The sequence below is a fragment of the Mesorhizobium sp. M1227 genome (genome assembly GCF_040318315.1).
GTDB lineage: Bacteria > Pseudomonadota > Alphaproteobacteria > Rhizobiales > Rhizobiaceae > Mesorhizobium.
In genome coordinates, this window is the sequence record NZ_JAMYLZ010000031.1 from 1 (window position 1) to 13134 (window position 13134).

Genomic DNA, 13134 nt, shown 5'->3' on the forward strand with positions numbered 1-13134 from the left:
CCAAAGGCTCCGCGCCAGCGCCCGTCGCTTCACCCGCCCAGCAGGGCACAACCCACGCCGGAAACGAACTCAAAACTGGATAGAAACTGGGGGCAACGTCACTGGAGTAGGGTCTGGAGTAGGGTATGGTCTGCAATGGCGATCGATGATCCATCACGACCGTCATCACGCCGCTTATGTGAATGCAATCAACTCGTGCCGCTTTGGCCCGAGCTCGCCAGCACGCCGATGGACGCTATTCTGGCAGATCTGGGCAAGGTCACCACAGCGGGCATGCTGTCCAGCATCTCGGTCAGTTCAGTGCTGATGCGACGTTCAATCATCCTTGCAATTATGGAGTATAGTTCCAGTTTTGCAAGGACACCCGCAGCCTAGCGGGCAAGACGCGCAGAGGCAAGGAGCTAAAAGCGCCGACGCCTGGGTGAGGCCGCTGTGGGCTATCGCCAGATCTCAGTATTGACTCAGGCTGAGCAATCCAACCCTCCTTACAAGAGCAATACTGAAAACACCGTGCATGGCCGCACTCGTTTCGGAATGGTTGGCCGCAAGGCCAACCGTTCCCGAAACGAGTGCGGCTGTGTCTACTCCAGTATTGGAGGCTCCAATTGGTGGGGCAATCTTGTCCGTATCTTTGCATGATGTGCTTGCCAATGGCACTACCAAGATTTGGCGAGTGACAGCACGGGTCAGTCGCACGCATCATCGCCCAATGCCATGCTGAGGAGATGATGCGGTGACACAGACAAGCACACCGAGATCCGGCCAGCAGACACATTCGAGCAACATCAAAAACGAGACTGTCGCATGGCCTCTGGTGGTAGGAGTCGGTCGGGCACACGCCCACCACGGGGAATTCCTCCAAGGCGTCTTTGAAGCGGACAACGGACGGCTTTGTCGCGGACTCGTCACGCTCCCGCTGACGTCGCAAGGGTCGCTAGCGACCTTCTGGCCGGATGAACAAGATGGCATTCGGCCGCGACCCGCAAACCGGATCAAAGCGGCGCGCGCGGCGGCCCTCACGCTCGAGCATGTCGGGGTAGCTGGAAGAGGGGGAGAATTGACGATCGAAAGCTCTATCCCGGTAGGGCACGGCTACGGTTCCTCCACGGCAGACGTCATTGCCTCGATCCGCGCGGTCGCGGCTTCGGCGCGCGTCACGCTGCGCCAGTCAACTGTTGCGCGACTGGCCGTTGCCGCGGAAACCGCAAGCGACCCCATCGCTTACTGCGATCAAGCTCTCCTCTTCGCTCACCGGGAAGGCCGTACAATCGAACATTTCGGAGGCGAGTTCCCGCCCTTTCTCGTGGTGGGTTTCAGGGACGGCAATGCCCGGCCCATCGACACGCTAGGCATGCGACGAGCACGCTATGATAGTGAGGAAATCGGGCTGTTCCGTGTTCTGCGCGGATTGGCGTATCGCTCAATCCGGCAACAAGATCCCCGCTTGCTTGGACGTGTCGCAACCATCAGCGCCAGTATCAGTCAGAAGCACCTGCCGAAGGCATCCTTCAACACCGTTTTGGATATAGCGCGGGCGCATGACGCGTGCGGTGTGCAGGTGGCCCACAGTGGCACGTTGATTGGCATCCTTCTGGATGCGACTGCGCCCAGGGCGGCCATGCGCGCTGCTGAGCTCGCAAGGCAGGTGAGCGGCACAGGTCTCCAAGGCGTCCATACGTTTGCCCTTAATGGCGAAACGAGGCTAATCCAGTGAGCGCGGCGCAAGACTATTTACGCGCCTACGAGACGCCGCGTTTTGCCCAACTCGCACCTAACCTCAACGCCGCCTGCTTTTCCCTTATGAAGCTGATGCCCGCCCGATTCATGGTCGATCAGGCGGAAGCGTCAGGGCGCCTCAGGCGGGAAGGTCACATCATCGAAACGACGTCGGGCACGTTCGGCCTGGCCATCGCCATGCTGGCTGCCGCCCGTGGCTATGGGCTTACGCTCGTCACGGCCTCCAGCCTCATCGACCTGAAACTCAAGAGACGGCTGGAACAGCTCGGTGCCAAAGTGATGGCCATCGATGATCCTCAGGGAGACGGCAATCAGCGTGGTCGGCTCGAGTACCTTCAGAAGACCTTGCAAGATAACCCGGACACGTATTGGCCACGACAGTACGACAGTCCGGACAACCGCCTTGCCTACGCGCGCCTGGCGGATCTCGTTGTTCGTTCAATCGGCCGCGTCGACTGCCTCGTCGGCTGCGTGGGGACAGGTGGATCGCTGTGTGGAACCGGAGGCTTCCTTCGTGAGCTCTTTCCAGATCTCAGGATGATTGCTGTCGATACTCACAGAAGCATGCTCTTCGGCCAGCCTGTCGGAAGGCGCCTGCTGCGCGGGCTTGGCAACAGTGTTTTGCCGGACAATGTTCGACATGAGATGATCGACGATATTCATTGGGTGGGCGCATTACCAGCTTACGCCATGGCGCATGGGCTGTTTCGCGATCACGGGCTGTTCATGGGGCCGACCAGCGGCGCCGCAGCCCTGGTCGGCGCATGGTTCGCCAAGCAAAATCCCGAAGCCTCGACCGTCGTGATAATGCCAGATGAAGGGCATCGTCATTCCGACACAGTCTATAACCCGGATTGGCTCGCCGGCTTGAAGGACTGGCCAATTTCAATTCCACTTGACCCAACGGTTCTCAAGCGAATTCATCCGGCCGAGGAGACGGCCTGGACCAGATTTCCTTGGGACCGTAGAACTCTAAGCGGCGTTCTCGCAGAGTTTGAGGGCCCGTCCCCTGCGGAGCGACAGGTCTGAATTCGGAGCCTTGACGCGACAAGGCAGCGCTGGCCAACACTCAGACGGGGTGCATAACCCGATGAAGAAAGTCCTTAGTGCGTTCGTGTCTCGGATTTCGAAGCAGTTCCTTGGCCGGACCTTGCTCAACGATCCGGCCGCCGTCGAGAAAGAGGACGCTGTCGGAAACCTCGCGGGCGAACTGAATTTCGTGCGTAACCACGAGCATGGTCATGTTCTCGTATGCGAGCGCGCGCATGACCTGCAGGACCTCGCCGACCGTTTCCGGGTCAAGTGCGGAGGTGGGCTCGTCGAAAAGAATGGCCTGTGGGCGCATCGCCAGGGCACGGGCGATGGCCACGCGCTGCTGTTGACCCCCCGACAATGACGCGGGATAGGCATTCGTCTTGTCGGCCAACCCGACGCGATTGAGCAATGCCGTGGCCCGCTCCCGGACCTGGTTCCTATTTTCCTTCAGCACGTAGAGCGGCCCTTCCATGACATTTTCCAGGGCTGTGCGGTGCGGAAACAGGTTGAAACGTTGGAAAACCATGGAAACGCGGGTGCAGATGGCGTGAACCTGGGGCGAGGCGGCATCGACCACGGTGCCGTCGATACTGATGCGACCGCGCTGATAGGTCTCAAGCCCGTTCACACATCGCAGAAGCGTCGATTTGCCGGAACCCGAGGGCCCAATCAGACATACGACCTGTCCTTTGGCGATCTCGGCGTTGATTCCCTTGAGGACTTCGTGGGAGCCGAAGGACTTGTGCACGTTTTCAAAGGTGATCATCCCGCCGCCCCAAGATAGCTTTCGATTCTACGCATAAACAGGTTCAGCGGAACCGTCAGGCACAGGTAAAGCAGTGCCACCAAGGTAAAAACTGTCATGTTGTCGAATGTGGACGACGCAAGCATCTTGCCCTGCATGGTCAACTCCTGAACCGAAATCACCGAGACAAGCGAGGAGTCCTTCAGCAGCATGACCATATTGTTGGCGTAAGGCGGCAGGATGATCTTGAATGCCTGCGGCAGCACGACGCGGCGCATCATCAACGGACGCTTCATGCCGATCGATTTTGCCGCTTCGACCTGACCCTTATCGACCGCCTCGATGCCAGCCCGGAAGGTTTCCCCGAGATAGCAGGAGTGCGCCAGCCCCAGCCCGATCGTGCCAGCCTGGAGCGCAGTCAGGTTGATGCCGATCTCGGGCGCGACGAAGTAGATATAAAAGAGAACCACCAACAATGGTATGCCGCGCACGAAGTCGACAAGGAGCCGCGTCGGCACGGCGAGACAGCGTATCCCCGATGTCCTGAACAGCGCCCAGACAAGGCCGAGCGCCGTCGCAAGACACAGCGCAAGAAGGGTTATCATGACGGTCAGCCAAACGCCGTTAAGAAGAAGCGGCAGATATTCCGTTGCATGCGCGATGAATTTGGTCATGGCCGGCTTCCTCTTGGCACGTACCCCGGCCGTCAAAGCCGGTCATTCCGATGCGATCCTTTGGTCCTGCCAGCCGGCGCTTCTGTCGAGGTCAGTGCGGGTCGGCCTCAAAGGCCATATTTGGCAAATATTCGGCTTAATTCGCCGCTTTCCTTCAGCTTGGCGATGGAGGCATTCACCTTTTCGAGAAGCAGTGGATTTTCCTTGGCAACTGCCAACGCGACCTCGCCTTTTTTCATCGGCTGATAGCCGTCGACGAGGCGAACACCCAGGCCGGGATTCTTTGAAAGCTGATATGCGACGATCGGGGCGTCACCGAAACCGGCCTTGATGCGGCCCAGAACCACATCGCGCATCATGTCAGCGATTGAGTCGTAGAGCTTGACTTGACCGAAGACGCCAAGCGCTTCCAGAGCATCAGCGTAGGTCGAGCCGATCTGCGCCCCGACGGTCGCACCTCTGAGTTCCTCGATCGTGTAGTTTTTGCTATCGCCGGCAGCAACAAACATCGCCTCGCCATAGGCGTAAACCGGCGTGCTGAAATCGATTACCTGCTTTCGTTTGTCCGTTATGAACATGCTGGCGGAAATCAGATTGATTTTGTCGGTCGTCAATGCCGGGATCAGGGCTGGAAAAGCGTTTATTTGAAAATCGGCGGTCGTGCCAAGGCTCGCGGCAATCGCACTTGCCAGATCGACCATCGCGCCTGTCGGCTTTTGGGTTGCGGTGTCGACAAACGTGAACGGCACTCCGGTTGGCGTGACGCCGACTCTGAGCGTTTCCTCAGCCATCGTCTGAGTTGCCATTGCGACACTGAGGGCTGCGAGCCAGCCGATGAGCGTTTTGCGAAGCATGAACATTCCCCTTACATCATGTTTGAATCGAGATTCCGCTCGCTAAGCGAGTTGAATTTGCCTCTCCTGGATAGCTTTTAGAAAAGTCGCAATACCGTCCAATGGTGGACGAGATCATCAATCGATCAGAAAAAATCGCATCCGTTCATGATCGCCTCTATCTTCTCTTCAGGACATCTTGGTCGCGCGCCGTTCAAGTGAGGGCGTAAAATAGTCACGGCCCTCGGCAACGTATTCCCACGCTTCGGCAACTGACTGAAACGATGGTTGTGCTTTGTTCGGACCGGTCGAACGATCCAAATCCTTGAGGCCGCTCGCTGTCACGATGGCAACGACGCTGTCCGACCGCGCGATGGTGCCTTCTCGCCTCAAGGATTCGATAGCTGCAAATGGCGTCACCGAGGCTAGCTCGGCAAAAACACCCTCGGTGGCCGCAAGCTGCTGCTGCATCGCTATCAAGCCGATATTGCCGACCGGCATTGCCGTGCCGCCAGATTCACGCAGGGCGTTGAGCGCCTGAAACGTGCTTCGTGTGGTGCCGATCGAGATGGCAAGCGTGTCGAAGCTTGCGGGGACTTCGGCAACCAGATCTCCCTCGCCGGCAAGGGCTCTGGCCAAAGATCCATGCACTTCCGCCGCCACGAGTCTCGGCAACCGCTCGATCTTGCCTTGGCTGAGAAGATCCTTGAATCCGGCCCACAGCCCGGCAAGCGCGTCCCCGTAGCAAACAGGCAAGGCGCACCAGTCCGGCACTGCACCGTGCATTTGTTCGACGATTTCGTAAGCCAGGGTCTTGTAGCCCTCGATCCCGACAGGATGACTGCCCACCACGGGGCTGTGAAACGGTGATGTTGCAAACCATCCGAGGCGCTCGGTACCAGCGGCAAGCAATGGCCAGCGATGGGACTTGTCGGCCAGGGATACGACGCTTGCGCCGTATTTGCGGATCTGCGCCAACATTGCGCCGGCGGTGCCTGAGAATGTGACAACGACGCATTTCAGGCCCGCCCGTGCAGCATAGGCGGCAAGTGAGGCCCCGGCGTTCCCCGACGAAGCAGTCGCCACCACGCGTGCGCCACTCAAACGTGCCATCGACACCGCCACCGTCGAGAAGCGGTCCTTGTGGGACCAGGTAGGGTTTGCGCCCTCGTCCTTGATAAGCAGCTTGGGGACGCCGAGCTGCTTTCCCAGCTTCTCGGCGCTCAGCAACGGCGTCAGGCCCTCGCCCAAGGAGATTGCATCGCTGAGTCCACAAGGAAGCATGTCGGCATAGCGCCAGAGCGAGGGCAGGGCGGCACCCACTGCGGAAGCGGCCGATGTAGCTCCGGACGGATCGTAGACGACCTTAAGATTGGCCGGTGCTTCGGCACAGCATTTCGGGCAGCCGCGTGAGTCGATTTTGGTATCGATCCGGAACAAGGCGCCGCATCGAATACAGGAAAACCCTGCCGCGCGGCTCATAACGGCACCCGCGTGATTGCATCGTGCGTCTGCGTCAGCCGCTCCACTCCGCGCTCGCGAACAACCACCATGTCCTCCACCTGGAGTCCCCAGCGGCCGATTTCGTAGTAGGGGGTCTCCACGCACAGCACCATTCCTTCTTCAAGGATGTCTGTACTGCGCGCCGAGAGCGTCGGCGCATCATAACCATCAAGGCCGATGCCATGTCCGACGTGATCGCGCTCGTAGCGGGCAATTCCTTCGCGCCTCACCACACGCACGACCGTCTCGAAGAGCTGTGCTGCTGCCATGCCCGGACGGATAATGTCGCAGGCATGCTGAACGCCGCGCAGCAGCGCTTGCTGAAGTCGATGCGCCTGCGGCGGCGGCTCCCCCAGCGTGGCGATGCGGGCAATGTCGGCGCGGTAGTGCCGGAACCGGCCACCGACGTCGAAGCGGATGATTTCTCCAGCGCGCAACCTGCGGTCAGACGGCTGGACGTTCATGAGCGCGCTGCGCTCGCCAAAGCCGATGCATCCCAGTACGGGCAGGGCGCCTTCCTCGACCGTCCTGACATGAAAAGCGCGCGCCAGATCTGCTTCGGCGGCGCCTTCCTGAGCAACGCCGAGTGCTGCTTGAATGGAGCGTTCGGCAATCTGGGCAACTTGGCCGAGCCGTTCGATTTCATCTGCCGTTTTTACGGCACGAACCTCGCGAAGCAATGCGGTGGCTGGTAGGAACGACGCATTGGGAAAATGGGCTCTGAGGGCTTCCTGGTATCCTGGTGCGAGCCCGGCCTCGTCTATGCCGATCCGCCCACGGCCGAGCTGAGCTTCTTCCAATGCGGCGACCAAAGCCGCGATGGCATCGCCATGCCTCGGCAGGTCTCGAAGCTGGAGGTGCCGTTCATTGGCGAGGTCCACGGTCGTCGAGGAACCGACATCGGCGTAAAAGTCGCCGTAGCGCCGGACCTTGCTTACCCACAGTTCCTGATCGGCAACGAGGTCGAGCGTGCTGGAGCTGGCGATGATTTCAGGCGTGCCCTTGTCAGGAGCCGGCCACACCACATAAGCCTGCGGGCCGCGACGGATCCATTGCGGCAGAGCCCAGAAGCCGCTCATATAGGTCACGTTTTCCGGGGCAGTCGCTATAATTGCGTCAAGCCCGGCTGCCGTCATGCATTGTTTCAGGCGCGCTTCGTTAAGCAGCATGATGGGAATCCCGAGCCTGTTTTGCTTCCAGAAAGCCGAGGCCGGTGGAAATGCGCGCCGCAGCCGCCATTACTGCCTCTCCAATCTCAGCGATCTCCACATGCGGTCCCACTGACCGGGGGTAGGCCGCACTTATGGCCGCGATGATTGTGCCTGATGCATCGCGAAGCGGTGCGCCGACCGCAATCAGCCCGGTAAAGTTCTCGTCCAGGGATGTTGTGTAACCAATGGGCTCGGACGCTCTGATTTGAGCAATGAGCTTGTGCGGATCGGTGACTGTGCGTACGGCAACCTGCTCCAGTGGACCTCGGCCAAGAATCCCAATGACCGCCTCGCCGCTCAGCTCCATCAGGAGCGCCTTGCCCAACGCGGTGGAATGCAAGGGGAAGGTCTCGCCAGGTGAAGAACGAATGACGACCGGACTCTTGCTCTGCACGGTCAGGAGATAAATTCCGCAGTTGCCCCGCCTGATACCGAGGAATGCGTTGAAGCACCCTTCGGCGGCCAGCGCCTGCAGTTCGATTTCAGCCAAACCAACCAGGCGATCTCTGCCCAGGACCTTCCGCGCCAGCGCCAGCACGGAGTGACCCAGCCGGTAGCGTCGCGAGTCTGGCGACTGCTCGACATAGCCCTGCTCTGCCAGGGTATTCAGAATTCGCTGCACGGCGGGAGCACTCTGCTCAAGCCGGCGGGCGAGTTCGCGCACCCCGACAGCTTCGTCCGCTTCCTTGAGGACATTGAGAACCGCAAGCCCACGTTCCAACGAAAGATTTCCTGTCACTGGCGTTCCTTATTTCGGAATGGCGTTCCTTAATATGATGAGAAAAGCAGCAATGGCCGCGCCTGTCAATGACGAATGTTCATTATAGTGTGTCGTCCTAAAGTGTGCCCAGCGACGACCATGCCGTCATGGACCTACGGTTGGTTGTCGGCCTCAACGTACAGAGGATTCGGCGCGCACAGGCCCTCTCTCAAGAGGAACTGTCGTTCCGTTCAGGATTCACGCGCGCCTATCTGAGTGGTCTCGAGGCCGGCCGTCGCAATCCCACACTCCTGTCGCTCGCAAAGCTTGCCACCGCATTGAGCGTCGACATCGAGGAGCTGACGAAACGGCCCGGCAAAAACGCCCGAGCCCCAGCTGGTGATTGTGCTGTGGGGCCGCGTGAGCGGCGCAAGGGAAAATCCTGATGCTCTCGGCGGCTTGCTGACCAGCGCATCACGGCGAGTTTCGACGGATGAGCTGCTCCACGTCAACTTGCAATGCCAACGCCAGTACCTCCAGCGTGTCGACGGTCGGTGAGTTTTCCTCCCGCTCGAGCTTGCCGACATAGTTGCGGTCGAGGCCGGCAAGGTCCGCGAGCTGCTCCTGCGACAGGCCGGTGCCCTGGCGAAGCAACCTCAGATTGCGAGCAAAAACAGACCTCAGCCTCATGCGGCGAGGCAGTCAGAACGCGCCCTTTAGTGCCACCTACTATAGTAGTCAAAAGTCATGACGGACGTTGCGGTCGGACCTAAGTTATTTATTTTGTTTTCTTTGTCTCAGTACATTGAAAGGGCCTACAATGGCGGCGGTTCACGGGGGCGTCTTACAGGACCAGCTAATACAAATCTTTGAAGCAACCGCACAGATTGACCGTGCAACCAGCGCCCCCGAGATCATTCGGCAACTGCGCAAGAGCATCGAATGTCACGGCTACGCAGCCTGTCTCGTCACCGAATTGCCACGCCAGGACACCGGATCACTGGATGGACACATCCTTGTCAACGGTTGGCCGCAGGAATGGTACGATCGCTATATGGCTGCCGGACACTATCGCCATGACCCTTGTGTTGCTGTGTGCCGTGGCGCGATCGGGCCCTTCCTCTGGCGGGACGTCCATCATGGCTTGACGGACCGAAATGCCAGGAGGGTGATGGATGAAGCGAAAGAGTTTGGGCTTTGCGACGGGATCTGTATCCCGATCCAGCCCGCGTTTGGCGATCCGGCCTGTGTAACGGTTGCCGGAAATGAAATTGATTTGGCGCCGACGGTGCGCTGCACCATTCATGCCCTTGCGCGCCATGCCTATTCGGCTGCCGAACGCCTCGTTGATAACTCGCGCAGGCGGCCGAGACAAAAGCTTTCCCAACGAGAGCGTGAAATCCTGCAGTGGGTCGCGGGAGGAAAGACCGCATGGGAGGTTTCCCGCATACTTGGCATCTCGGAAAACACTGTGACGACCCACCTGCGCAACATCAAGCAGAAGCTCAGCACCGCCAACGTCGTGCACGCGATCGTCGAGGCGTTTCGCAGGCACGAAATCGAACTTTGATCCATCCCCAGATCTGGGTATTTCCCGGGCAATCGTCGCGTGGTCGGATGGGGTTCCATCTCGAGGAACCGCAATGATTCAGGTCCATGTCGTCGACGCGTCAAACAGCTTTGCCTATCGAGGGGATCTCGACAGCTACTTCCGCCTGCGGCATGAAATCTATGTCGATGAACGTGGATGGCAGGACCTGAGCCGTCCCGACGGTCGCGAGATCGACGCGTTCGATACTCCAGAAGCGATTCATCTGCTCGGCATCCAGCCAGGAAGAGGCGTCGTTGCCGGATCCCGTTTCGTGCCGAGCCTTCGGCCCCATCTGATGAGCGAAACCTTTCCGCAACTCGCCGAGGGCGGCGTTCCGCGCCGACCCAATATCTTTGAATGGACCAGGTTCTTCGTGGCGCGGGATCTTCGTGAGCCCGGCCGGCCTTGCCAGGCAGCCGGCGTGATCTACTGCGGAATTTTGGAATTCTGTATCCAGCGACATATCAGCAATCTGACAATCGTGTGCGAGGAGTACTGGTTCGACCGCCTCGCATCGATTGGCTGGAATCCGAAGCAGCTTGGGCCTGCGCTCGCACATGGCGATATGACGATCATCGGTCTGATGGTTGATGTCAGCCCGTCAGCCTTGATCGCGACGCGACAATTCTACCGCATAACGGAGCCTGTGCTTTGGGCCGAAACGCCATTCAAGCGGCTGGCCTGACCGCGGGCCGTCCGCTTTTGGGCGTCACACCTCGAACGAACATGCTGCCTGGCACTCGCAGAGGACGGCGATGTACTATCGCGTGCAAATCGGCTGTCTGCCTCGCGCCATAACAGCCATTCAAAGGCGGAGGTGTCCAAAGACGGGCGCGCGCTCAGGCGGGGCAAGCGGTACCAGCCTTGGCATCGAAATCGAAGACGAAGGTCTGGGAAAAGGACACACCGGATCTTGGAGAGTACGACTTCTTCTTCGATCCAATTTCTTTTTTTGGGCAGTTCACGCCCGAGAGCCTGGTGAAGGCGACGGACACAATTCTTGAGGGCCTGGCCAAATTTCCCGATGCGTCGCTGTTATCGTGCGGACTGGCTTGGGACCCACTGGCCGCATCCTCGCAGGCCTCCACGTGACCGCCAAGGGTCGCGGTGCGGCAGTGCTCGATCGCCATGATGGACAACACAGACATCAAGGCAGGTGAAGCCAAGATCGGCGAGCTGAAGGGCAACATGGACGCGATCAACGCAGCCCGACGAAAGGGCGGCTGTGTTGCCGGCACTCTGTAGGCCGCTCCAACGTTAAAATTGTCGGCTTGCTTCCCGCCCTCGCGACTGCGGAGTGGTCGTTCCATCGATTGACTCGCGTAATGCACAGGCAGTTAATCTCCCCGCAAGGGCAAAAGAGGGGCTATGAAACTGGGAGAAAACGATGACTGTCCAAAAAGAAGACTATCGAACCAACAGAGCCGACTTCGCCATAGCTGCCATGCATAGCCGAGCGACCCCTGAGGGCGATCGTGACGATTTGGTGGCGAGGAAAAAGTCCCTGTGGGTAACAGATCGGCGATCTGCAAAATTGGCTGCAAACCCGTCCGAAAGCTCGCCAGAACCCAAGGCAAAAGCGCGCGGTAAGTGAATCGTGCCAGTCAATTTCTTACCGCCGAGTACTTCGTTCACATTGTTCGAATACATTATATTTATCTAATGTACTAACCAGCCAGTCGGGCATTCCCGAAGGCTCGCTGGTCAGGCTCAGCGGCCCCCTAACCCAAGCTGCTGGGCCGCCTGCTAAGGAAGTGCGTGTATCGCTGATACGGTCGTCGGTGACCCCCCTCCGTAACGCGGCCGGGATCGCAACCACGTCACCGACCGGACTGGGCGCTCAGCCGCGACGGTTTTTTTGGCGCTGGCCGCCCGGGGTGCGCTGCTGCGGCAGGAAGGTCTTGCCGCCAACCATCTCGCCTGCCGGCATCTCGGTGCCAAAAAACATTCCGCGCGAGCGTCGGCGAGCACACAATCGCAGTGACCGGTTGCTGGCCTCCCTCGATGCGATCCATGACGCCGCACTCGTGGGGCTGAAGGAGCACGACCGGCTGGTGATGGCGAAAAGCCAGATGGAGCGAAACTCCGCGATCGCCGCGCCAGCTCCAAACTGTCCGACGTGGTCGAACTCGTGCTGTCGCGGCCACTTGTCTCGGGAGGCATGATCCAGGAGCGGCTAAAGGTAACAAAAACAGGGGCGCTCAATCTGGTCGGCGAGCTTGGGCAGCGCGAGATCATAGGGAGGGGGAAGGTTTCGGGCATGGGGCGTCGTGTGATGTAGCTGGCTGAAACGACCACACGAACTTTACGGAATTATCTAACTTTACGAACTTTCGTTCTGTAACCATATTGGTGACAGCAGGAGGTTCTCATCATGGCCGCTCCAAAACGCATCAATCATAGCGGGACCGCATCGCATGCGGGAGTCGCCGCCCTGAGCTTCACCACAAAGCTGCCGGCACAGGCAGACTTCAAGAAGGTATTGCTCGAACGCCATCAGGAAGCGATCGCACGCAGCCGCAAGATCGGCCACCGCGTATCATTCCGGGTAGAGGTCGATCCGGCGGCCGATGCGCAGACGATCACGCCGGTCGAAGAGCAACCGATCGCTTCGGATGTGTTTCCCGTCGAGGATACAGGCATGCCCGATGCCGAACTCGAGGCGGCTCTCGCCGAAGCGCGCGCGCGTGGCCACAAGCGTGTCGCCGAAATTGTCGCCGGCGAGGAGATGCTGAGCGCTGAAGACTTCGCCAAGCTGCTCGGCACGTCGCGGGTGACCGTCAACGCCAGGCGGCAGAGCGGGCAGGTGCTCGGCATCGATGGCGCCAAACGCGGTTTCCGCTTTCCTGTCTGGCAACTCGACAAGGACGGTCGTCCCTTCGGCGCATTGCCGGCGCTGCATGCCATGTTGGGCAACAGTGCCTGGGCCGTCTATCGATTTCTGGTTTCGCGCCATGGCGTCCTCGATGGCCGGACGGGCCTTCGAGCCCTTCAACAAGGCGACGATGCCTCGGTGTTGGCCGCAGCGGAAGGCATGGCCAGCGGCGATTTCGACTGAGTGCCCGGCGTTCCACCTCCAGCCGATTTCGGGCGCGCAAAGCTCGA

At 59.6% G+C, this 13134-nt stretch carries 17 protein-coding genes; 10 read left to right on the plus strand and 7 right to left on the minus strand.

Features of this window, described 5'->3' with window-relative positions; genetic code table 11:
- Nucleotides 1-135 precede the first annotated feature (135 nt).
- The 3 genes from NKH28_RS26375 (at nucleotide 136) to NKH28_RS26385 (ending at nucleotide 2766) form a co-directional block, all read left to right on the plus strand.
- Nucleotides 136-375: a hypothetical protein gene (locus tag NKH28_RS26375; RefSeq protein ID WP_352980784.1), complete on the plus strand. Its 240-nt coding sequence runs from the start codon at nucleotides 136-138 to the stop codon at nucleotides 373-375.
- A 439-nt stretch (nucleotides 376-814) separates the two neighbouring features.
- Nucleotides 815-1714 (plus strand): GHMP family kinase ATP-binding protein, encoded by a 900-nt coding sequence (locus tag NKH28_RS26380; protein WP_502906667.1) that lies wholly within the window; start codon nucleotides 815-817, stop codon nucleotides 1712-1714.
- On the plus strand, nucleotides 1711-2766 hold the full coding sequence (locus NKH28_RS26385) for a PLP-dependent cysteine synthase family protein (RefSeq protein WP_352980786.1): 1056 nt from the start codon (nucleotides 1711-1713) through the stop codon (nucleotides 2764-2766). The genes NKH28_RS26380 and NKH28_RS26385 overlap by 4 nt, the downstream gene beginning before the upstream one ends.
- A gap of 40 nt (nucleotides 2767-2806) precedes the next feature.
- Here the strand turns inward: NKH28_RS26385 and NKH28_RS26390 are convergent, their stop codons facing one another.
- The 6 genes from NKH28_RS26390 to NKH28_RS26415 form a co-directional block, all read right to left on the minus strand.
- Nucleotides 2807-3538 (minus strand): amino acid ABC transporter ATP-binding protein, encoded by a 732-nt coding sequence (locus tag NKH28_RS26390; RefSeq protein ID WP_352819435.1) that lies wholly within the window; start codon nucleotides 3536-3538, stop codon nucleotides 2807-2809.
- Nucleotides 3535-4191, minus strand: coding sequence for an amino acid ABC transporter permease (locus NKH28_RS26395; protein ID WP_352542328.1), 657 nt, complete (start codon nucleotides 4189-4191; stop codon nucleotides 3535-3537). Before NKH28_RS26395 ends, NKH28_RS26390 begins: the two co-directional genes overlap by 4 nt.
- Before the next feature lie 107 nt (nucleotides 4192-4298).
- Nucleotides 4299-5045 carry a substrate-binding periplasmic protein gene (locus NKH28_RS26400; RefSeq protein ID WP_352472981.1) on the minus strand — a complete coding sequence of 249 codons (747 nt, stop codon included), beginning with the start codon at nucleotides 5043-5045 and terminating at the stop codon, nucleotides 4299-4301.
- A gap of 168 nt (nucleotides 5046-5213) precedes the next feature.
- Nucleotides 5214-6506, minus strand: a complete 1293-nt coding sequence (locus NKH28_RS26405) for a threonine synthase (RefSeq protein ID WP_352980787.1) — start codon at nucleotides 6504-6506, stop codon at nucleotides 5214-5216.
- Nucleotides 6503-7696, minus strand: a complete 1194-nt coding sequence (locus NKH28_RS26410) for a M24 family metallopeptidase (RefSeq protein WP_352980788.1) — start codon at nucleotides 7694-7696, stop codon at nucleotides 6503-6505. The genes NKH28_RS26405 and NKH28_RS26410 overlap by 4 nt, the downstream gene beginning before the upstream one ends.
- The gene (locus NKH28_RS26415; protein WP_352472978.1) at nucleotides 7686-8477 is read right to left on the minus strand and encodes an IclR family transcriptional regulator; all 792 of its coding nucleotides are present in this window, start codon (nucleotides 8475-8477) and stop codon (nucleotides 7686-7688) included. Before NKH28_RS26415 ends, NKH28_RS26410 begins: the two co-directional genes overlap by 11 nt.
- A gap of 104 nt (nucleotides 8478-8581) precedes the next feature.
- On the opposite strand from NKH28_RS26415, the gene NKH28_RS26420 reads away from it, so the two are divergent.
- Nucleotides 8582-8884 carry a helix-turn-helix domain-containing protein gene (locus NKH28_RS26420; protein ID WP_352980789.1) on the plus strand — a complete coding sequence of 101 codons (303 nt, stop codon included), beginning with the start codon at nucleotides 8582-8584 and terminating at the stop codon, nucleotides 8882-8884.
- Nucleotides 8885-8912: 28 nt separating this feature from the next.
- Here the strand turns inward: NKH28_RS26420 and NKH28_RS26425 are convergent, their stop codons facing one another.
- On the minus strand, nucleotides 8913-9128 hold the full coding sequence (locus NKH28_RS26425; protein WP_023679380.1) for a helix-turn-helix domain-containing protein: 216 nt from the start codon (nucleotides 9126-9128) through the stop codon (nucleotides 8913-8915).
- 130 nt (nucleotides 9129-9258) lie between these two features.
- Here NKH28_RS26425 and NKH28_RS26430 point away from each other — a divergent pair, with 130 nt between their 5' ends.
- From NKH28_RS26430 to NKH28_RS26455, 6 genes are all read left to right on the plus strand, one after another.
- On the plus strand, nucleotides 9259-10008 hold the full coding sequence (locus NKH28_RS26430; protein WP_352685964.1) for an autoinducer binding domain-containing protein: 750 nt from the start codon (nucleotides 9259-9261) through the stop codon (nucleotides 10006-10008).
- Nucleotides 10009-10081: 73 nt separating this feature from the next.
- Nucleotides 10082-10714 (plus strand): acyl-homoserine-lactone synthase, encoded by a 633-nt coding sequence (locus tag NKH28_RS26435; protein WP_352772138.1) that lies wholly within the window; start codon nucleotides 10082-10084, stop codon nucleotides 10712-10714.
- Between the two features lie 179 nt (nucleotides 10715-10893).
- Nucleotides 10894-11121, plus strand: coding sequence for a hypothetical protein (locus NKH28_RS26440; RefSeq protein WP_352980790.1), 228 nt, complete (start codon nucleotides 10894-10896; stop codon nucleotides 11119-11121).
- Between the two features lie 842 nt (nucleotides 11122-11963).
- Complete coding sequence (locus NKH28_RS26445; protein WP_352980815.1) at nucleotides 11964-12194, plus strand: DUF1612 domain-containing protein; 231 nt, start codon at nucleotides 11964-11966, stop codon at nucleotides 12192-12194.
- The gene (locus NKH28_RS26450; RefSeq protein ID WP_352980791.1) at nucleotides 12191-12310 is read left to right on the plus strand and encodes a helix-turn-helix domain-containing protein; all 120 of its coding nucleotides are present in this window, start codon (nucleotides 12191-12193) and stop codon (nucleotides 12308-12310) included. Before NKH28_RS26445 ends, NKH28_RS26450 begins: the two co-directional genes overlap by 4 nt.
- A 93-nt stretch (nucleotides 12311-12403) precedes the next feature.
- Nucleotides 12404-13087, plus strand: coding sequence for an XRE family transcriptional regulator (locus tag NKH28_RS26455; protein WP_352980792.1), 684 nt, complete (start codon nucleotides 12404-12406; stop codon nucleotides 13085-13087).
- Nucleotides 13088-13134: the final 47 nt, after the last annotated feature.